Here is a 21,133-nt window from a genome sequence, read left to right as displayed (position 1 = left end):
CACGCAAAGCGCAGTAAACTAAAGAATCAGAAGCATAAATTCATAGCCTCTCTTTCAAATCCTGTTTTCCTCAACGCCTTTGCGATTCACGTAACCAAACCCCATGTTAGAAGGTTCAATTCTACAACAGCTAGAAGCCTCCCATCGCCATAGCACCAGACCAGTTCGGTTCGGGGTGTATTATAAAAACACCCTGGTTGCGCTCTGCCATGCTTTAGAAGATCATATCTTGTCAGATGAAAGTACACCCTTAGTAATTACTGCCTTCCAACGGGGTAAGTGGTATTTACAGGAAGCAGAAAGATATGCAGATATCGCCAAGTGCAGCCGCCAAATTGCCATCATGGCAGCACCAGATGCAGGCTTTGCCAAACATCCTACTAGCCAACTGCCTAATTTAGATTTAGTGGCTTTAGATCCATCTGATCCAGTAGCTCAAGAATGGCATTTGATTATCTTGTCTCCAAAATACACGGCAATGGTACTTTGTCAAGAATTATCTGATGCTGACTATGGAATAGGTGGACAACCAGCATCTGATGTGGAGCGAAAATTCTATGGTTTGTGGACACTTGAGCCAGAATTAGTAAAAGAAACGGCAGAGTTAGCGATCGCTCATATTCAAAAATACAACCCAGAATTAGCAGCAAAACTCCTCACTCATTATCAGGGAATTAAGAATGCTGCAATGAGCTACGCCTCGCCTACATTGGGGAACGATCCGCGAACGGTGATCGCATCAGAAGAATTGAGTACAGTAATCTCCCGTGTTGTAGATTACCTGCAAACAGGACAAGAACAATTATCCATCCCCGCCCCCATTCGCCACCAAGCTTTAGATAGCAACTTGGTTTCTAACGAAATTCAAGCATTTTTGCGGATGGCTCAACTGATGGATTTAGCCGATATTGCAAACCCACAAGCAGCCGCAGAAGTAGCAGCTTTAGCAGAAACCCTGGGACAACTTTTGGATCTACCTGCATGGCAAATTAAAAGATTAAAACTAGCTGGATTGTTGCACCGCATAGATCCTCTCCAAAAAGCCGAGAGTATTTTTACACCCAGCATATCCACACATCACCAAGAATCAGCCCCTAGTTGCCCCTTAACTTGCTCTTTAGTACCAGGAGTGCAAGTCTTACGAAAAATGTCAAGACTGCGAGCAGTTGCTCAAATCATCACTCACCAAACCGAGTGGTGGAATGGTACAGGAGAACCAGCCGGTTTAGCCGGAGATGAAATTCCCTTAGAATCAAGAATTTTGGCTTTAGTTGCAGACTTTCAGTGGCAAGTTAACCAAAAGAAATCCATTAGTCAAAATCGCCAAGAGATATTTGTTCAAGCTCTAGAAGAATGCCGACAACAATCAAACCGCTTTGATCCTAAACTGATAGATGCCCTATCTTTATTAGTCATGGGTTTACAACAGGGACTCGACTTACCTCTGATGACACCAAAAGTTAGTACAGGTATGTGGTTACTTGATTCCCGATGGGATAGCCATAGCAAAAGTAGTGAAGAGATGAGTAGTTACCCCCAATGAATATTGACGCGATTAAATTAGGAAAACTCAAACAACTGCCAGGGGCTAATTTAGAAGATGAAGAACTCTCTCAATTAGATTTAAGCCGCATCAATTTGGCTGGCGCTAACCTTGTCGGCACTAATTTCACTCGTTCTAAACTTGAAGGTGGGCATTTAGAAGGTGCAAACTTGATGGGCGCAACCCTCCAAGAAACAGACTTGCGGGCAAACCTCATGGGAGCTAATTTGATGCAAGCCGATTTAACTGGCGCGGACTTACGGGGTAGCAACTTGCGGGGTGCAAACCTGATGGGAGCTAGACTCAGTGGCGTGTCCTTGGCTGGGGCTTTCTTGAGTGGTGCTAATTTAATGAACGTAAACTTACAAGGCGTTGACTTACGGAGTGCTGATTTACGTGGTGTTAACCTGACTGGAGCTAACCTAAAAGGTGCTGATTTAAGCCGTGCTGACTTACAAGGGGCGTTATTGAGTGAAGCGAATCTCGAAGAAGCTGACTTACGGGGGGCTAATCTGGCAGGGGTGAATTTGACAGGGGCAAATTTACTCTGTGCAGAGTTAGAAGGTGCAAATTTACAAGGTATTAATATAGATAAAGCTTGTTTGATAGGAACGGTACTAGAAATCGTTTAGTAGCTACCTGAAGAGGAATGGTGTTTTAATGATAGATTTTGGCTGACTTAGACCGCATTAATAATGCTAATACACTCATAAACAACACACCCATAAGTCCTTGTAAAGGATTTTGATTTACTCCAGTCAACCAATCAGGTACTTGGCCAGAATATTGAATTAATCCTCCTACATTAATAATGTAGTAGCCCCCAACTAAACCACCATGCAAACCAATTGGTAAACCTAAACGTCCCCTACGCCAACGCTTCGCCCATACCTGCGTTAATCCCAACAATACCAAAGCTGGAAATTGAGGTAGTGTATGAATAATTGCCTCTATTGGTTTGATAAAATGTAACACTGCAAATGTGACTGCATTTATCCACAATGCCATACGTGGATTATAGTCACGTTGCAACTCATCTAAAAGCCAGCCGCGAAACAATAATTCTTCAGCAAACCCCACACCCAAACCAACAAAAAAACCTTCTAAAATTACCTTTGGGAATAACACTGTTGGTTGTTTCCATACAAGCCAACCTAAAACACCTTCTATTACAAACAAAATCAGAATATTCATCAACCCCATAGCCAGTCCACAAAGCAGTTCTATACCGTTACGCTTTGTTAACTCTAAGCCATAGTGCCACAAGACTTGAGGTTGCTGATAGACATTTTTACCCCACAGCCTAAGCAGGAAAATAAAGAAACCATATAACAATACCATTGTCAAAATACTTACTAAATTAGCATCACGGACTAATAAGTAAATGGGTGCAGCCAAGGGCAACCACAATAATAATAAAATAAAAATAAAATAACCCAGCCTAATTGGTGCGGGGCGCTGGGCTAATATAGAAAGTTTGTTTTTCATTGAAGTCACCAGTCAACACTCCAGATTATGACTAATAACATAATCATTAGTGATCCGTACTTCGTAGTTGAAACTATTAATTAAGAATTACTCATCAGGTTCTATTGTGCTGCTTAAACCATGATTTTTTAGGGTTTCGCAGTAGAACTCTGCGTGTTCTTGAGCGCAGGTAATGACCAAGGCTAACCCATTAGTATGGGCTTCCATCATAATGCTTACAGCCTGGGGTTGAGTCAGGCTCGTCACTGTGGTCATTAGCACTTGTACTACGTACTCCATAGAGTTGTAGTCATCGTTATGGAGCAAAACGCGATACCGAGGCGCGAGCTTGCGGGATGTGGAACGCTTCTCAATGGTTTCGACTGACACAACTTTTGCTCTTTGTTTTTTTATTACTACAACAGAAATTCTGTAGAGCGATCGCTCTACAGTTATTTGCTCATTCTATAACATTTTCATCAAAACTTCAGGTCAAGAAAAACTTTCTTACCAATATTTTGGTTTCGGCAAAATGCTATTACCGAAAATACTACAAGACTTTTGCAGTAGCTTATTTTTATAATACCGCATTTTCACTTTTAAAATAAAGAGAGAAGAAAACTACAAATTCATCCTTGCCACTGCCCTAAATGATTATGGACATAAGTCTCAACTTTCAACCAGGACAAATTGTGTCATTAGAGCATGGCGACAGGAATCTGTATGCAGAAGTTATTCAAGTTGTTATTTCCCGCCAGTTATGTTGGGTGCGTCCCTTACTGCTAGTCACCTATAGCCAAGAACTACCAATCATAACCGACCTACGAGACGGGTCTGACTTACTTTGGCCTATTAATCTATTTAGACCCGCTTTAGATATAGAAGTTATTACCCTTCTGAGTCAGGTTCTAGTCAAAGAACCAAAAACAGAACCAGACTTAGCGGCCAAGCAGCAACTTCATCAGTTTATTCAACAACTCTGGCAAGAGTATCAGGAGAAATATTAGAGGGGATTAGAAGAGTAAAGGGTAATAACTGTTAACTGCGGACTAAGCATAACGAATACCCGCATCCCGCATTCGTTCAATTGCTTCATGCAAGCGTTCATCAGAGATGGTGAGGGCTATTCTAAAATAACCTTCCCCTGACATACCATAACCAATACCTGGGGAAACAATAATACCACATTTATCTAACAGCAAAGTAGTAAAATCTGTTGAGGTATATCCAGAAGGTACCGGAACCCAAACATAAAGAGTTGCTTTTGGTGGTTCAATCGGCCATCCTAAGAATTGTAATCCCTTAACGATGATGTCACGACGATTTTGGTAAACTGACATCACAGCTTGTAATTCTGCTTCATCAGTAGCGTAAGCCGCGATCGCTGCTTTTTGAATTGCTTTAAATACACCTGAATCAACGTTTGTTTTTACCTGACTCAAGCCCTTAATTGCGTAAGCATTACCAACTGCAAACCCAACTCGCCAGCCTGTCATATTATAGGATTTTGACAGACTGTGAAATTCAATAGTAATATCTTTCGCACCCGGAATTTGCAGGACACTCGGTGGTTTGTAGCCATCATAAGCCATTTCTGAATAGGCGTGATCATGGCACAATAAAATATTGTACTGCTTACAAAAAGCTACTAATTCCTCAAAAAACTCCAACGTTGCTAAGGCTCCAGTAGGATTATTCGGATAATTAATCCACAACAGTTTTGCTTTACGGGCAACTTCTTCAGGAATTATACTTAAATCAGGTAAAAATTTATTTTCTGTCTTCAGGGGCATAGTGAAAGGTTCGCCCCCAGCAAAAATTGTGGAAGTTCGATACACCGGATAACCAGGATCTGGTATCAATGTGTAATCTCCTGCTTCCACAAAAGCTAAAAAAGTATTGTGTATCGCTTCTTTGGAACCAATAGAAGAAACAATCTCTGTATTTGGGTTTAAATTTATCACCCCAAATCGACTTTCCATCCACTTAACAGCCGCTTCCCGGAACTCTTGCGTACCCTCATAAGGTGGATAGTTATGGTTAGAAGCGTCATCAATCGCCTCACGCATCGCCTGGAGAATATGAGCAGGAGTCGGCTTATCAGGATCACCCACTCCAATATTAATAATGTCAACTCCTTGGTTAATCAGTGCTTCCCGTTTACGGTTAATTTCAGCAAACAGATAAGGAGGAATTTTTTCTAAACGTTTAGCAAACTGCATGGCGGCTTGTAACTAATGCAAATGGGATGCTCATTAGCACAGTTTACGCCACACTATGTAACTAAATAGTAAACACCAAAGAAATCTACTAGCAATAACACCGGGTTTTTACTGGCTGTTGCTACCAATTATGTAAGTTTTGTGAACCTTAATGTTACTAATTATTGCGAAAATTAATTTTCTATAGAGAAAAAATGACAAGACGAGCGGATTCAATATCCCAATCCTAGACTCGGAACTAGCTGAATACGTCCAGCATCCATCTCTGCCATCAATAATTCTAGAGCTTCGTAGTCAACGTCAGAGATGTGACCCATTGAAGTCAACTCAAAGTTAATCTCATTTTCGATCTCTGGAGTTAACTTTTTAATATCCAGAGCTTTTTCTACCAATTGCCGAATTGCATATCTAGTTCTCATAAGTGTATGAACCCACTTTCGGTGATACTAAATTATCCAAGATAGAGTTAAGTATAAAATGTGATCCAGACACATAGGAGTATGTGATTTAGATCACTGTTTAACTAAGTAGATATTTCCTGCTTTGACACACAATGTCACATGAAAATTCATGCCGATTACAGCAATTAAATTAAATGGCAATTCAATCTGTGGCTTAATACATCGCGTTTACGGATGAGTCGATTTTTCCAGCACAAGTTGTCATGATTGCTCTCTTTTGGGGCTTTATATGACGATTTTTTTTGAACCAATACGAAAAAAAAGTATATATAAACACATTTCATTGAGAAATTATGACAATCTTTAAACAGACCCACTATAAACATAAAGATTCAGCAAAGAGAGTTAAGACATATGGTCGATGTCAAAACAAAAAGTTTATGTTCAAATAAATTCAAGCTCTACAATTCAGTAACTCTAATTTAGGATTTAATATGCAAGCAGTACTGAAGTGTCCAAAAATTCAGGTAATTCGTCCTCATGGCTGCCTGAATGCGACTAACGCGTTGGAATTTGAACGAGACTTGACTACAACTCTGGCACAAGAGGATGTCTCAAGCCTGTTTGTGGATTTAGCGGCTGTAGAATCCCTAGACAGTTCTGGACTTATGGCTTTGGTATCTGCCCTCAAACTGGCTCAGAATTTGGATAAGAGTTTTCAGCTTTATTCTGTTTCCCCAGCAATCAGGATTATTTTTGAATTAACCCAACTCGATGCAATTTTTGAAATATTTGAAGACAAAGTAGAGTTCGCGGTAAAGTGATTGTATTAAAAAAGTCATAAATCTTAGCAAGTGACTAGGTTAGCAGCAGCTTAGTGTAAAGGAATTCTAAGTTCCCAAAGCAAATCCTGTTGAAAGAGCTAATCAATGCTAATGTTGGAGGTGAGTAGCTGTAATTAAAGTAGCTCGTTAGCACAGTGGCTGTTGCATTTGAAAGCTTAATCACACCGGATATCTTAAAACCAGCGCGTTACTTAGGTAACGAACGCCTAGCAGTACATAAACCTTGGGATACCGCCTCCATACGCTGGGTGTTAACCTACCCAGAAGTTTATGAAGTCGGAGCATCCAATCTGGGGCATATCATTCTCTATAATATTTTGAATGCCCAACCGAGACAATTATGCGATCGCGCTTACCTACCAGGGGCAGACTTAGCAGCAAAACTCAGGGCTACAAATACACCCTTATTTGCTGTAGAGTCTAAGCGATCGCTCAAGGAGTTTGATATTTTAGGTTTTAGTCTCAGTTATGAACTAGGAGCCACCAACATTCTGGAAATGTTGGATTTAGCAGATATTCCTCTCACTTGGCAAGAACGCTTACAAGGAAATCACCCCCTAATTTTTGCTGGTGGACAAACAGCAACATCAAACCCTGAACCATACGCTGACTTTTTCGACTTTGTAGCATTAGGAGATGGTGAAGAACTCCTACCCGAAATTGGTTTGGTATTAGAAGAAAGTAAAAAAGCAGGATTAAGTCGAGAAAATCTACTCCTCGACTTGGCGCAAATACCAGGGGTATATGTGCCGCGATTTTATCAGATGACGGCAGGCGGCTCAGTCCAGCCTCTACGTCCAGATGTACCCAAAAAAATTTTGCGGCGAGTAGCAACTCCCATACCGGCTTATTCTATTGGGCTAGTACCGTATGTAGAAACTGTACATGATCGCTTGACAATAGAAATTCGCCGTGGTTGCACCCGTGGCTGTCGCTTCTGTCAACCAGGAATGCTCACCAGACCTGCTAGGGATGTAGAACCAGAAAAAGTAGTAGACGCAATCGAGCAGGGAATGCGGGCGACTGGTTATAACGAGTTTTCTTTGTTGTCCCTGAGTTGTTCTGATTATTTAGCCCTACCAGCCGTGGGGATGGAAATTAAAAATCGTTTAAAAAATGAAAATATTTCCTTGACTCTCCCCAGCCAACGTGTAGATAGATTTGATGAGAACATCGCCAACATCCTGGGTGGTACAAGGCAAGGGGGATTGACCTTTGCGCCAGAAGCCGGAACCCAAAGAATGCGGGATATTGTCAACAAAGGTTTAACCAACGAAGAATTATTAAGAGGTGTAAAAACAGCCTGGGAACGAGGTTGGGACAAAATCAAGTTATATTTCATGATTGGCTTACCAGGTGAAACCGATGCCGATGTTTTCGGGATTGCAGAAACGGTAAGTTGGTTGCAACAAGAATGTAGGGGAAAAGGCAGAAGACCCCTCAATTTCAACATTACAATTTCTAACTTCACACCCAAACCCCATACACCATTTCAATGGCACTCTGTAGCAACAGCAGAATTTAAGCGCAAGCAAAACCTCCTGCGCCAAGCATTCCGTAGGATACGGGGAGTGAAGATAAATTTGACCGATGTCCGCATCTCAGCAATGGAAGACTTTATCGGCCGAGGCGATCGCTCTTTAGGTAAAGTAGTACGTAGAGCTTGGGAATTAGGCGCAGGCATGGATTCCTGGTATGAGAACTTAGATAAAGCTTTCACCGCCTGGGAAGATGCGATCGCTGAAGCTGGTCTAGATTGGAAATACCGCCTAGTAGAGAATGGTGAGTGGAATCTGTTTCATGTAGATAAAGCAGATAAGGGAGTAGGGGGAGATGAGGGAGAAAATTTCCCCAGTCCCCATAGCCCCTTATCCCCAGAGAGAATACCACCTTCCTCAGTCTCTAGTCCCCAATCCCTAGATGCTCCCCTCCCGTGGGATCATATAGATACAGGAATTGACAAAAAGTGGCTCCAAGAAGACTTACAACGCGCTCTAGAAGCTGCAATTGTTCCAGACTGCTCATTTGAAGGTTGTTCTCACTGTGGCGTTTGTGGTACTGACTTTGGTCATAACATCGTTATTGAGCCGCCACCAATTCCTGAATTTGCTGGTGAGTTTGTCCCCAACACCACCAAATCTCAACGACTACGCGTTTGGTTTGGTAAACAAGGTGACATGGCATTGGTCAGCCATTTGGATTTAATGCGTCTATTTGACAGAGTACTAAGAAGGGCAAGTTTACCAGTTACCTATACCGGTGGATTTCATCCTAATCCCCGAATTGCAGTGGCTAGTGCCTTGGCTTTGGGAGCTACGAGCAGTGGTGAAATTGTGGATTTTGAATTAACTCAGCCAGTAGAAATAGATGGGTTTATACAAAAACTCACTGACGAACTCCCCCCCGATATCCCCATATATCGTGTGGAACAGATAGATTTAAAATCTCCCGCCGCTAACCAAGTGTTGGATAGGGCAGAGTATGTGATTACTGTGGCAGCTTCAAGGGAAGCGAACACTACACAATGGCAAAACTGGCTGAATATTATTCAGGCAAAAGACGAAATTTTGTGCGAACAAACAACCAAATCTGGCAAGAGCCATTCAGTAAATCTGCGCTCACGTTTGTTTGAGTTGGAATTAGTCACAACCCACAACAGCGAAACTGAATCTACAGCAGTTTTACGTTATGTGGGTAGCTGTCGTCCCGACGGTTTGCTATTGCGTCCTGAACACGTCCTATCTATGCTAGAAGTTGTTGCCGATGAAGAAGAATTTCATCTTCTGCACATCCATCGTCATCAGCTAATTTTAGCGGTATAATCCTTAAAGGGTAACTTGCTAGTAGTTACTCTCTTGTGGTACATCGCGGGAATTGATTTTTAGCAAGGTTGCGTTAGAATGGGGTGAAGAGAAATTTTCTGGCGCTGCATTGAACAAACTGGTTCACTACTACCCTGATACTCAGGGAGCCAAAGTAAAGATATTAGAGTGCAAATTCTAGGATTTTATCCCAGAGAAACTAAGGCAGATTAAAGAACACTCTCTTTATAGCTATCTTGTGAACTAGTGATTAACAGCAGGCTCCGTCGGCTTCTCTACCTCCATGCTTTTAAAACAATTGCTGAATGCCCAATCCTTAGATGGTGAAGGTATCGCATCAGAAATCAACCACGAACGGTTGATTTATTTGCTTAGACAATATGCAGCCGTTCTGGAATAATCAGGCGTATCAACGCGATTCTCTAGTCAACAGCTTTTTTATTTTGAAGCTCAACTTCACAATTTTTATTACCAGCAGTGTCTTTGGAGGCTGGCAGGGGCGAGAGGGATAACAAACCTCCAAGCCTGTTGACGCTGCCGATTTTTGAGGAAATTGAATGCCAAAACAAATTATTATCGCGGAGCAGCATCAAATTGCTGCTGTATTTTCGGAAGATCAAATACAAGAACTCGTTGTAGCCACAGGCCATCATCAAATCGGTGACATCTACTTAGGTGTAGTAGAAAATGTATTACCTGGTATAGATGCTGCTTTTGTCAACATCGGAGATCCAGAACGTAATGGTTTTATTCATGTAACTGACTTAGGCCCTCTACGACTCAAACGTACAGCAGCAGCAATTACAGAATTATTAGCACCACAGCAAAAAGTTTTGGTGCAAGTAATGAAAGAGCCGACGGGAACAAAAGGCCCAAGGCTCACAGGTAATATCACTTTGCCCGGACGTTATGTGGTGTTGATGCCCTATGGTAGGGGTGTGAATTTATCACGACGAATTAAAAGTGAAAGTGAACGTAACCGCTTACGGGCATTAGCAATTTTAATTAAACCTGCTGGGATGGGTTTGCTGGTACGTACAGAAGCAGAAGGTAAGCCAGAAGAAGCAATCATTGAAGATTTGGAAGTTCTGCAAAAGCAATGGGAAGCCATTCAGCAAGAAGCCCAGTCTACTCGTGCGCCAGCATTACTCAACCGAGATGATGACTTTATCCAGCGCGTATTACGTGATATGTATGGCGCGGATGTGAATCGGATTGTGGTTGATTCCAGTACTGGTTTGAAGCGAGTTAAGCAGTACTTGCAGAACTGGAGTGGCGGTCAGACACCACAAGGATTGCTGATTGATCATCACCGCGATCGCTCCCCAATTTTAGAATATTTCCGGATCAATGCCGCAATTAGAGAAGCCCTCAAGCCAAGGGTAGACCTACCTTCTGGCGGATATATCATTATTGAACCCACAGAAGCCTTAACTGTCATAGATGTTAACTCTGGTTCCTTCACGCGATCGGCCACAGCCAGAGAAACTGTTTTGTGGACAAATTGTGAAGCGGCAACAGAAATTGCCCGTCAACTACGTCTGCGGAATATCGCTGGGGTAATTGTGGTTGATTTCATTGACATGGAATCTCGTCGTGACCAGTTACAAGTGCTCGAACACTTCAACAAAGCCCTGCGCGCAGACAAGGCTCGTCCTCAAATTGCCCAACTCACCGAGCTGGGTCTAGTAGAACTAACCCGCAAGCGGCAAGGGCAGAACATTTATGAATTGTTTGGTGACACCTGCCCCGCCTGTGGCGGTTTAGGACACACCGTGCGTTTACCCGGAGAAAGCGAAAATCGCTTACCTACGCCAGTAGCAGTGGAAGTCCCAGAACGTTTTGTATCTCTGCCTACTAGAGAGCCGCGTTTACCAACTGCACGCATTACCGAACCACGGGAAACCTACGATGGATTTAGTGATGGATTTGAAAATGACTCTGACTTAGGTTCTTTAAATTTAATCAATCATCCTAGCTATCAAGAACTTAACGACCAGAATAAACGTCGCGCTCGGACTCGTCGCAGTCGGATAGGCATCAATGGGACAAATGGTAAAGATGAACAAAGAATTACTACCAACCCGCTAGGGTTTATCAGCGAACCAGACCTAGACATTGACGGAGATGTTGAATTAGGTCAACCAGAATTACCTTCTCCCAACCTGGGCAAATCCAGTTGGAATGAAAGAGGAGAACGTACTAAAGTCATCAAAACAGAGCCAGTTAAGCCAGTGGTAGAACCACCGGAGATTAAGACTGTAGAAATGACTCCAGAAGAGCAAGATATTTTTGCTTTGATGGGGGTTTCTCCACTAATTAAATTAGAGCAGGAGGTTAAAAATCCCAAGTCTGTAATTATTAATATTGTTCAACCAGGGCAAACACAGACTACAGCATCCGAAATCACTTCAGAGCCTGTTGCTATAGCAACACCAAGCATGGAAGTTAGTACACCAAAAGTAAAGTTGGAATCTAAGTCTGTGTCGGCAACGGTGACTGAACCAACAAAGTTGACAGTAGTAAATAATGAAGACGCTGAAGTGAATACCACTAATACCACTACCGCAGCTAACCGTCGTCGTCGTCGCCGTTCCTCTGCAACGGAATCTGATACAGGCGAGGATATTTAATACCAATTTTCAAGAAAGAGCAACAGATTTAAACTTGGCAATCCAAACGAAATCTGAATTTCTTCATTTTGTCAGATGCTTTCCAAGTTCTCCAACAGATTAACCACAAGTATTTTCTAGCTTGCTTTCCTGAGTCGGCGTAAGTCTCTCTCTAAGTTGTTTTGAGTTGATATAATTCGTCATTATGGTAGAGATAGGACAAACAGCCGATACTCTACAGTTGCCAATATCCTTAAATGCAACTGGTTGGCTGGAGTTTTCTCCTGCTTTGTTAACTATTTCAGGTTTGGTGGCAGGGGTAGATGAAGTAGGGCGAGGCGCTCTTTTTGGCCCTGTCGTTGCAGCATCTGTCATACTACCAGCTAGTGCTTTTTCTCAACTCATAACAGCCGGGATTAAAGATAGCAAAAAACTATCTCATTCCCGGAGAGTTAAGCTAGCCCAGCAAATTTGTACGCTAGCTATAGACTGGAGAATTGGTTATGCAGCAACTGCTGAAATTGACCAAATTAATATTTTGCAGGCAACACTATTAGCTATGAAGCGGTCTGTACAAAAGCTAAAAGTAAAGCCTGCTCTCTGTTTGGTGGACGGTAATCAGCCAGTAAAAGACTTATTAGTACCACAACAAACTATTGTCAAAGGAGATGAGCGATCGCTCATGATTGCCTCCGCCAGCATTGTAGCTAAAGTCTGGCGCGACGATTTGATACAGCGTCTAGCAGCAAAATATTCCATGTACGACTTACACAGTAACAAGGGATATGGTAGTAAAAAGCATTTGTTAGCTCTGCAAGAATACGGAGTTTCTCCCTTGCATCGTCAGTCTTTCCGTCCTTGTCAAATCCAATCTAAAAGCTAATACCAATCAGTAATTCATAATTAGGTCTATTTCTTTTGTCTCTTTCGTCAGATATCAGTGGTCAATGGAAAAAAACACCTGACCACTTTCACGCACATCGCGGTAAAAAAATTAATCTATATTTAAGATGGGTAATTGCGTATCATTATTACCTAAAGTTTTTTCTTGGGTTTGTAAAATTACCCATTGCCTATAATCTACTAATAATTGATGTAACAATCTTTGCTTTACGGTCAACAATACACTCTTCAGTAAACCATTCCCAGTAGTTTCTAAAATTGGCTTGGGAGTTAGAGAAAAAGGAGGCGGTAAATCAACCTGCACCACTAAGTCAGCCCTACCTTCTAGGCGAGTACCAGTATTTAAGTGATATGGAGATAAATATCCTCTTAAATTTAGAGAGAAGCGCTGGTTGATATATTCAAAACCAAGAATTTCGCAACCCACAGATCGTAGATAAATTGTTCCGTTTGATTCTGACCAAACTCTCATGTCTACAGTAGGTTGAATACTCAATGACATGAAACTTAAAGGGCGCATTTTTAGGCGGAATACTTCTTCAGAAAGCTGCTGGATGCGCCTTTGATCAACCAAAGCATTAACTAGACGTTGGGGCTGACGCAAGTAGTGCTGAATAGGAATAGCCTGCTGTGGTACAGCAATTTCTACCGATTGTGAGGCAGTAAACTTGGTAGCCATGAGTTACAGGAAGTAATGTTTTAATAGTTTTATTATTAATTAATTTTTGACTTGATTAATTTTTTTCTATAAAAAACTATTTAACGAAAGCAATGGATATTCAAAATTATATGTATCTATACTTTATTTTTATCCTTGATATATGCTGACTGACAATATTTTTTATTATTAAATATATAAATAAATTATAGCTTAAATGAGCATTATTGGTTTAGAAATAAACTTGGTCTATATATTTTAGAATTTAATACGTAGTTATGAGGCTTTTTACTTAGATCAAAAAGTACCTATAAGGAACGTATTTTGACAGTGCAATGATGACTCCAAGTCACCTTAGGTGATCGCTTGATATTTGTTTCATAATTACTGAGATTAACGTTTTATAGCAATGCGATTTGATTGCTGTATCCTTCACGGGAGGTGTAGCCCTATTTACTTGCGTAGGTAAACAATAGCTACTCTTGCGGCTTTTTTACTGTGACTCAGACTCAGTTTTTAAGTGCAAGCGCCAACACTAACAACAATCAAATAAGAGTCCTATAGTTCAATAAAAAACTAGTTGTGCTTATGATAAAGTCTATGCACTAAATATGTAACTAAGGACTCAAGATTATGGCTATATCCGTTGCTCATTTAGGCCCACCTGGTACTTATGCAGAGCAAGCAACTATTTCTTATGTAAAATGGCTGACTAAAAATACAGGAATCGAAGCTAATCTTCATCCTTATCCTAGTATTGCTCAATCACTACAAGCTCTAGCCCAGGAGCAAACTCAATTAGCTGTTGTGCCTGTAGAAAATTCTATTGAAGGTAGCGTCACTATGACGATGGACACCTTATGGCAGTTAGACAGCTTGCAAATTCAGTCAGCTTTAGTATTGCCCATTGCTCATACCTTAATTTCTTGTGCGAGTAGTTTAGATGGAATAAAAACTGTTTATTCTCATCCTCAAGCTTTAGCCCAATGTCAAGGATGGCTGGGAGCCTTTCTTCCCAAAGTTCAACTGATTTCTAGTAATTCTACAACTGAAGCCTTGCAAAGACTAGAGCAAGATTTGACAACGGCGGCGATCGCCTCTAGTAGAGCTGCTGAACTGTACAATTTGCCTATACTCGCCAGTAGTATTAACGACTATCCAGAAAACTGTACTCGCTTTTGGGTAATTAGTCAGGCAGAAGCAGATATTGCTCATCAACTACCTTTACAAAATCCCACTCACACTTCTGTTGCTTTTAGTGTGCCTGCTAATATACCCGGTGCGTTACTCAAGCCACTGCAAGTATTTGCTCACTTAGGTATTAACCTAAGTCGAATTGAGTCTCGTCCAACCAAGCGATCGCTTGGAGAATATTTGTTTTTTATTGATCTAGAAGCTGATGCTAATACACCACAGATGAAATCGGCTCTACTAGAATTAACTACCTACACAGAAGTGTTAAAAATTTTTGGTAGCTATAGTGTACTGTCAGTTAGTAATTAACAGTAATTATTGCTAGGTTATCAGTCTATTTCATGACCATTAACTTATAGCTTCGGATTAAAGGTATCTTTCAAAACAGAACGAGCTGCCAAATGATTGCGAGTGGTAGTCAAAATTTCTGCTTCTCTTTCTAAGCGAGCGGCGGTATCTTGCATCTCTAACAGTGATTGCTGCTCTCCAGCCACTCCGTATAAGTTACTGGCTACCCAGTATGATAACTCTGTTGGCAAATCTGGTAACTCTTCTGGAATTTCTATGTTTTGTTCTGTGATTTTTGCTGACAGACGGACAACATCGCGCAGGAGTTGTTCTACATCTGTCGCCAATGGACGTAAATCTTTGGCTGGGGGATGGTCTTCTAGCCATTCCACTAAACCAACACGGTAGGGTTTTTCCCGCACGTATTCTAAGACGCGAAATCTTTGTTGTCCCAGGGTCAACATTTTCATGCGGTCATCTGGTAGGCGCTGGTAGTGAATAATTTCTGCACAGCAACCTACATTAGCGATTGAGCCTTTTACTGGGTCAACCATCAACACTCCAAACCTGCGATCGCTCTCCAAAATCGTGTTCATCATGATTCGGTAGCGGAATTCAAAAATATGCAGGGGTAGAGGTCTGGTGGGAAATAGAACTACTTCGGGTAACGGGAACAGAGGTAGTTCGCGGACGGCAATTCTAGAAGAAGATGTCATTTTTACCTGAGTATAAATTTAATCTTTAAAATTTCTCTTTCTCTGCTTTTCCCGTATTTTCTTTACATTCTATCATTTGTTTTCCAGCTAAATAAAATGCCCTGAAATAATTTTCTTCAGGGCAGAGTAAATCTTCATACAGTAGTCATTGGTCTATAGTCAATGAATTCTTAATTTTTAACTGTGGACTCTTGACTCTTGACTCTTGACTAATTAAAGTTTTACTTCAATGTCTACACCGGATGGTAAATCCAGTTTCATTAACGCATCGATTGTTTTAGATGAAGGCTGGTAGATGTCAATAATCCGACGATGAGTGCGGGTTTCAAAGTGTTCACGGGAATCTTTATCTACGTGAGGCGATCGCAGCACGCAGTAGATTTTCCGTTTTGTAGGTAAGGGAATCGGGCCTATGGCTGTAGCGTTAGTCCGGTTAGCTGTGTCAACAATCTTCTCGCAAGATGTATCTAATAAACGACGGTCAAAAGCTTGTAAACGAATTCTAATCTTCTGCTGCTGTAGAGTTGCCATCTTAAATTTTCCAGGTTCTGATGAATGGGGGAGTGGGGAGTAGGGAATAGTTAATAATGCTTTTCTCCTATTCCCTATTGCCTAAAGTAAGGTCAGATAAAAGAGCAGAGAAGCATTCAGCATCTCTGCTCTGATTTATTAGAGTAAAAAGGTGCTATTTGAGGATTTTGGAGACTACACCAGCACCGATGGTGCGACCACCTTCACGAATAGCGAAGCGCATCCCTTGCTCGATCGCAATTGGGTTGATCAATTCTACTGTCATTTTGATGCGATCGCCTGGCATTACCATTTCTGCTTCGCTGCCGTCATCGGAAGTGAAAGTTTTGATGGTGCCGGTTACATCTGTTGTCCGTACATAGAACTGAGGACGATAGCCAGGAAAAAAGGGAGTTTTGCGGCCGCCTTCTTGTTCTTTGAGTACGTACACTTCACCTTCAAATTGAGTGTGAGGTGTAATTGAACCGCTCTTAGCTAAAACCATACCCCGTTCAATATCGGCTTTTTGGATACCACGAAGTAGTACACCTGCGTTATCTCCTGCCAAACCTTCTTCGAGGCTCTTCTTAAACATCTCGATCCCTGTAACAGTAGTGGTACGAGTGTCTCTAATACCCACTAATTCCACAGTGTCACCAACTTTGACTTTACCCCGCTCAATCCGGCCAGTAGCTACTGTACCACGGCCTGTAATGGAGAATACGTCTTCTACTGCCATTAAGAAGGGCTTATCAACATCACGCTCAGGGGTAGGAATATAAGAATCTACAGCATCCATTAATTGGTAGATTTTGTCTACCCACTCATCTTCACCCCGTTGAGTCTTCGGGTTAGCTGTCATTTTTTCTAATGCCTTTAGACCAGATCCTTTGATGATAGGAATGTCATCACCTGGGAAATCGTAGCTAGAAAGCAGTTCTCGTAGTTCTAATTCGACCAATTCTAACAGTTCAGGGTCATCCATCATATCTTCTTTGTTCAAGAAGACAACCAAGCTAGGAACACCAACCTGTTTTGCCAGTAGAATATGCTCACGGGTTTGGGGCATAGGGCCATCGGTAGCAGCTACCACCAATATAGCTCCGTCCATTTGTGCTGCACCGGTGATCATGTTCTTCACATAGTCAGCGTGTCCGGGACAGTCTACGTGAGCATAGTGACGATTGGCGGTTTCATATTCAACGTGAGCTGTGTTGATAGTGATACCCCGTGCTTTTTCTTCGGGTGCATTATCAATTTGGTCATAGCCCTTAGCTACAGCCTGACCCATAGCCGCCAAGGTCATGGTAATAGCTGCTGTTAAAGTGGTTTTACCGTGGTCAACGTGGCCGACAGTACCGATATTTACGTGGGGTTTATTCCGTTCAAACTTTGCGCGTGCCATGAATCCTCGTTTCCTTTTTTAATTAAGCGTTCCCTTTGCTTTTTGCGATGATAGTTTCAGCTACGCTGCGAGGCACCTCTTCGTAGTGGCTGAACTCCATCGTAAAGATACCCCGACCTTGGGTCTTCGACCGAATATCGGTGGCGTAGCCGAACATGGTCGCCAGTGGTACTTTGGAGGCCACTTTAGCGAGTCCCTGTTCAGTGCTTTGGCTTTCAATCTGCCCCCGGCGGGAGATGAGGTCGCCAATGACGTTCCCGATATAATCTTCAGGAACTTCCACTTCAACTTTCATCATCGGCTCTAAAAGTACTGGTGAAGCCTTCAGTACTGCTTCTTTCAGTGCCATTGACCCAGCGATTTTGAAAGCCATTTCCGAAGAGTCTACGTCGTGGTAAGAGCCATGAACTAACGTTGCTTTCACGTCAATCAGTGGATATCCAGCTAAAATACCAGATTCACAGCTTTCTTTCATACCCTGCTCGGCAGGGCCTATGTACTCTTTAGGTACTACGCCGCCGACAATCTTAGAGACGAATTCAAAGCCAGTACCTGGTTCTCCTGGTTCCAAATTGATCACAACGTGACCATATTGACCTTTACCACCACTTTGACGGATGAATTTGCCTTCCACGTTGGTAACTGTTTTACGAATCGTTTCGCGGTAAGCTACCTGTGGCGCCCCGACATTCGCTTCCACCTTGAATTCGCGTAACATTCTGTCCACGAGAATTTCTAGGTGGAGTTCTCCCATCCCTGCAATTACAGTTTGGTTGGTTTCTGGGTCAACGTTGACGCGGAAGGTTGGATCTTCTTCGGAGAGAGATTGCAGCGCCTTGGATAGCTTATCCATGTCGTTCTTGGTTTTGGGTTCAACCGCTACCGAGATCACAGGCTCTGGAATAAACAGAGATTCCAGAATTACTGGTGAGCCTTCATCAGTAATAGTATCCCCTGTTAATGTGTCTTTTAGTCCCAGTGCAGCACCCAAATCACCTGCTCGTAGTTCATCCACATCTTGGCGATCATCTGCTTTCATAAGAACTAAACGAGAAATTCGTTCTTTTTTGTTCTTAGTAGCATTTAAGACGTAGCTACCTTTTTTCAGAACACCGGAATAAACCCGAACAAACGTGAGGCGACCGTAGGGGTCAGCCATAATCTTGAAGGCCAAAGCCGCTAAGGGTTCATCATCGTCAGCCCGGCGCTCAACGGTGTCGCCATTGGCGAGTGTGCCTTGAATGGGAGGTACTTCTGTTGGTGCTGGTAGGTAATCTACAACTGCATCCAACATTAGCTGCACGCCTTTGTTTTTAAAGGCTGAACCACAAAGTACAGGTACGATTGTGCCAGCAATTGTCCCTTTCCGCAGGGCAGCCCGGATTTCTTCTTCTGTCAGAGCTTCGCCATCGAAGTACTTAGTCATCAGAGCGTCATCGGTTTCTGCGACTGCTTCCACCAACTTGGTGTAGTACTCTTCGACTTGATCTTGCATCTCTGCCGGGATATCCGTTTCTTGGATATCTGTACCTTGGTCGTTGTTGTAAATATATGCACGCTTACACACCAAGTCTACAATGCCCTTAAAGTCGTTTTCACTACCAATGGGCAATTGAATGGCAATGGCATTTGCCCGCAGGCGATCGCGCATTTGCTCATGAACTCTGTAGAAGTTCGCTCCTGTACGATCCATCTTGTTGATGAAGGCAATCCGAGGCACTTTGTAACGGTCTGCTTGCCGCCATACTGTCTCTGATTGGGGTTGTACGCCACCCACGGAACAAAATACTGCGATTACACCATCTAAAACCCGCATTGAGCGTTCAACTTCAATTGTGAAGTCTACGTGACCCGGAGTATCGATAATGTTAATTTGATAATCTTTCCAACTGGTACTGATCGCCGCAGCAGTGATGGTAATTCCCCGCTCCCGCTCTTGATCCATCCAGTCGGTTACAGCCGTTCCTTCGTGAACCTCACCAATTTTATGAATTATTCCAGAGTAAAATAATATTCTCTCTGTTGTCGTGGTTTTGCCCGCATCTATATGCGCCGCAATACCGATATTGCGTACTTTCTCTAGCGGGTTTGTACGTGCCACAATAACCTCCTATAGTTTTTGCCTCATGATATCTTGTATATTACTCTTTGTTAAGATTCTATACTTTTAGAGAAAACCAATTTTTGCTTGGTAATTCCGCGATATATCGTTTTTTGATGCACGATATATCGCTTTTGTACTTAGTAACGATAATGTGCAAATGCTTTGTTTGCTTCCGCCATCCGGTGTGTTTCTTCCCGTTTGCGAATCGCATTCCCGCTTTCATTGGCAGCATCAAGCAACTCATTAGCTAATCTGCTAGCCATTGTGCGTCCGGGCCTACTTCTAGAAAATTGTACCAGCCAACGCAGTGCTAGGGTAGTACCACGCTCTGTACGCACTTCCATTGGTACTTGGTAGGTTGCCCCACCGACACGACGCGCTTTTACTTCTACTAAAGGTGTTGCATTCCGCACTGCTCTTTCAAATACTTCTAAAGCATTATTACCAGTGCGTTCTTCTATTGTTTTCAAAGCATCATAAACGATGCGTGCGGCTAGTGATTTTTTTCCATGACGCATAATTCGCCGGATGATCATACTCACCAGCCGACTATTATATACAGAGTCAGGCGGCACTGGCCGCCTTTGAATAACACCACGACGAGACATACTTTACCCTTAATTCGGAACTTGGCAACGAAATTATATGCTATCAGACAGCGTATTCTCTGAGTGCTAGAGCAACTCAGAATTCCGCATTTTTGGCTCTACGGTTGCAGCAATCCCAATTTATAGACTTGCTACTTTGGTGTAGTACACAAAGCAACAAAATGATTAATACCGAAGTATTTACAATTAAATGCTGCTGTCGCTAACAGTGTTTTTGATACTGTCTACACTTGCTCGCTGAGTGCAGATTGGCGGTAGAAGCTTGAGCAAAATTCCCGAAACAGATTCTTTCTTCTGTGAATCAATTACTGTTTCAGAACAAACATTGATTCTTTTGTTTGAATTTAGGCACTTTGCTTTTTGGTTAAGCGACTAATCGCATCAAGCACGATTAATCGCTTGATTTATTTTTTCGCTTCTTTCGGGCGCTTGGTTCCATATTTGGAACGACCTTGTTTGCGGTCTTTAACTCCAGCTGTATCCAAGGTTCCACGGATGATGTGGTATCTTACACCTGGTAAGTCTTTCACCCGTCCGCCACGAATCATTACAACTGAGTGTTCTTGTAAGTTGTGACCAATCCCTGGGATGTAAGCTGTTACTTCAAATCCCGACGTAAGTCTTACCCGTGCTACTTTCCGTAGAGCCGAGTTAGGCTTTTTAGGTGTAGTTGTGTATACTCTGGTACAAACACCCCGACGTTGAGGGCATTGCTTCAGAGCAGGGGACTTGGTTTTCTGACGCGCTTTCTCGCGTTGGTTACGGATTAATTGCTGTATTGTTGGCATGAGTCACAGCGCGTGAAGCTGCTTATAGGTCTAAGTTTTAACAAATC

19 protein-coding genes are annotated in these 21,133 nt (G+C 42.4%); 8 read left to right on the top strand and 11 right to left on the bottom strand.

Features of this window, described 5'->3' with window-relative positions; all coding sequences use genetic code 11:
• The first annotated feature begins 103 nt into the window (after positions 1 to 103).
• Both H6G18_RS12850 and H6G18_RS12845 read left to right on the top strand, forming a co-directional pair.
• Positions 104 to 1,543: a DICT sensory domain-containing protein gene (locus H6G18_RS12850; protein WP_190407492.1), complete on the top strand. Its 1,440-nt coding sequence runs from the start codon at positions 104 to 106 to the stop codon at positions 1,541 to 1,543.
• Complete coding sequence (locus H6G18_RS12845; protein ID WP_190407491.1) at positions 1,540 to 2,175, top strand: pentapeptide repeat-containing protein; 636 nt, start codon at positions 1,540 to 1,542, stop codon at positions 2,173 to 2,175. The genes H6G18_RS12850 and H6G18_RS12845 overlap by 4 nt, the downstream gene beginning before the upstream one ends.
• 25 nt (positions 2,176 to 2,200) lie before the next feature.
• Here H6G18_RS12845 and H6G18_RS12840 read toward each other — a convergent pair whose 3' ends face one another.
• Complete coding sequence (locus H6G18_RS12840; RefSeq protein WP_190407490.1) at positions 2,201 to 3,031, bottom strand: CPBP family intramembrane glutamic endopeptidase; 831 nt, start codon at positions 3,029 to 3,031, stop codon at positions 2,201 to 2,203.
• 87 nt (positions 3,032 to 3,118) lie between these two features.
• The gene (gene clpS, locus H6G18_RS12835) at positions 3,119 to 3,400 is read right to left on the bottom strand and encodes an ATP-dependent Clp protease adapter ClpS (protein ID WP_190407489.1); all 282 of its coding nucleotides are present in this window, start codon (positions 3,398 to 3,400) and stop codon (positions 3,119 to 3,121) included.
• 266 nt (positions 3,401 to 3,666) lie between these two features.
• Here clpS and H6G18_RS12830 point away from each other — a divergent pair, with 266 nt between their 5' ends.
• Positions 3,667 to 4,017, top strand: a complete 351-nt coding sequence (locus H6G18_RS12830) for a hypothetical protein (RefSeq protein ID WP_190407488.1) — start codon at positions 3,667 to 3,669, stop codon at positions 4,015 to 4,017.
• Positions 4,018 to 4,059: 42 nt separating this feature from the next.
• On the opposite strand, the gene H6G18_RS12825 is transcribed toward H6G18_RS12830, so the two are convergent.
• Together H6G18_RS12825 and H6G18_RS12820 are read right to left on the bottom strand one after the other, a co-directional pair.
• Complete coding sequence (locus tag H6G18_RS12825; protein WP_190407487.1) at positions 4,060 to 5,232, bottom strand: pyridoxal phosphate-dependent aminotransferase; 1,173 nt, start codon at positions 5,230 to 5,232, stop codon at positions 4,060 to 4,062.
• Positions 5,233 to 5,444: 212 nt separating this feature from the next.
• The gene (locus tag H6G18_RS12820) at positions 5,445 to 5,651 is read right to left on the bottom strand and encodes a hypothetical protein (protein ID WP_190407486.1); all 207 of its coding nucleotides are present in this window, start codon (positions 5,649 to 5,651) and stop codon (positions 5,445 to 5,447) included.
• Between the two features lie 476 nt (positions 5,652 to 6,127).
• On the opposite strand from H6G18_RS12820, the gene H6G18_RS12815 reads away from it, so the two are divergent.
• From H6G18_RS12815 to H6G18_RS12800, 4 genes are all read left to right on the top strand, one after another.
• Positions 6,128 to 6,457: an STAS domain-containing protein gene (locus H6G18_RS12815; RefSeq protein ID WP_190407485.1), complete on the top strand. Its 330-nt coding sequence runs from the start codon at positions 6,128 to 6,130 to the stop codon at positions 6,455 to 6,457.
• Positions 6,458 to 6,612: 155 nt separating this feature from the next.
• Positions 6,613 to 9,300: a TIGR03960 family B12-binding radical SAM protein gene (locus H6G18_RS12810; RefSeq protein WP_190407484.1), complete on the top strand. Its 2,688-nt coding sequence runs from the start codon at positions 6,613 to 6,615 to the stop codon at positions 9,298 to 9,300.
• A gap of 557 nt (positions 9,301 to 9,857) precedes the next feature.
• The gene (locus H6G18_RS12805) at positions 9,858 to 11,933 is read left to right on the top strand and encodes an Rne/Rng family ribonuclease (RefSeq protein ID WP_190407483.1); all 2,076 of its coding nucleotides are present in this window, start codon (positions 9,858 to 9,860) and stop codon (positions 11,931 to 11,933) included.
• Between the two features lie 184 nt (positions 11,934 to 12,117).
• The gene (locus H6G18_RS12800; protein ID WP_190407482.1) at positions 12,118 to 12,795 is read left to right on the top strand and encodes a ribonuclease HII; all 678 of its coding nucleotides are present in this window, start codon (positions 12,118 to 12,120) and stop codon (positions 12,793 to 12,795) included.
• A gap of 111 nt (positions 12,796 to 12,906) precedes the next feature.
• Here the strand turns inward: H6G18_RS12800 and H6G18_RS12795 are convergent, their stop codons facing one another.
• Positions 12,907 to 13,494 carry a DUF1997 domain-containing protein gene (locus H6G18_RS12795; protein ID WP_190407481.1) on the bottom strand — a complete coding sequence of 196 codons (588 nt, stop codon included), beginning with the start codon at positions 13,492 to 13,494 and terminating at the stop codon, positions 12,907 to 12,909.
• 612 nt (positions 13,495 to 14,106) lie between these two features.
• On the opposite strand from H6G18_RS12795, the gene pheA reads away from it, so the two are divergent.
• Positions 14,107 to 14,976, top strand: coding sequence for a prephenate dehydratase (gene pheA / locus H6G18_RS12790; protein WP_190407480.1), 870 nt, complete (start codon positions 14,107 to 14,109; stop codon positions 14,974 to 14,976).
• 44 nt (positions 14,977 to 15,020) lie between these two features.
• Here pheA and H6G18_RS12785 read toward each other — a convergent pair whose 3' ends face one another.
• The 6 genes from H6G18_RS12785 to rpsL all read right to left on the bottom strand — a co-directional run bounded on the left by H6G18_RS12785 (position 15,021) and on the right by rpsL (position 21,086).
• The gene (locus tag H6G18_RS12785; protein WP_190407479.1) at positions 15,021 to 15,671 is read right to left on the bottom strand and encodes an LON peptidase substrate-binding domain-containing protein; all 651 of its coding nucleotides are present in this window, start codon (positions 15,669 to 15,671) and stop codon (positions 15,021 to 15,023) included.
• 213 nt (positions 15,672 to 15,884) lie between these two features.
• Entirely contained in the window at positions 15,885 to 16,202 is a 318-nt protein-coding gene (gene rpsJ, locus H6G18_RS12780) for a 30S ribosomal protein S10 (RefSeq protein WP_010998474.1), read from the bottom strand.
• A gap of 154 nt (positions 16,203 to 16,356) precedes the next feature.
• Positions 16,357 to 17,586, bottom strand: coding sequence for an elongation factor Tu (tuf, locus tag H6G18_RS12775; protein ID WP_190407478.1), 1,230 nt, complete (start codon positions 17,584 to 17,586; stop codon positions 16,357 to 16,359).
• 22 nt (positions 17,587 to 17,608) lie between these two features.
• Positions 17,609 to 19,687 (bottom strand): elongation factor G, encoded by a 2,079-nt coding sequence (gene fusA, locus H6G18_RS12770; RefSeq protein WP_190407477.1) that lies wholly within the window; start codon positions 19,685 to 19,687, stop codon positions 17,609 to 17,611.
• Between the two features lie 140 nt (positions 19,688 to 19,827).
• On the bottom strand, positions 19,828 to 20,298 hold the full coding sequence (rpsG, locus tag H6G18_RS12765) for a 30S ribosomal protein S7 (RefSeq protein ID WP_010998477.1): 471 nt from the start codon (positions 20,296 to 20,298) through the stop codon (positions 19,828 to 19,830).
• 404 nt (positions 20,299 to 20,702) lie between these two features.
• Complete coding sequence (gene rpsL, locus H6G18_RS12760) at positions 20,703 to 21,086, bottom strand: 30S ribosomal protein S12 (RefSeq protein WP_190407476.1); 384 nt, start codon at positions 21,084 to 21,086, stop codon at positions 20,703 to 20,705.
• Positions 21,087 to 21,133: the final 47 nt, after the last annotated feature.

This window comes from Anabaena subtropica FACHB-260 (genome assembly GCF_014697105.1).
Taxonomy (GTDB): domain Bacteria; phylum Cyanobacteriota; class Cyanobacteriia; order Cyanobacteriales; family Nostocaceae; genus Trichormus; species Trichormus subtropicus.
This window is presented reverse-complemented; position numbering and strand designations above follow the sequence as displayed.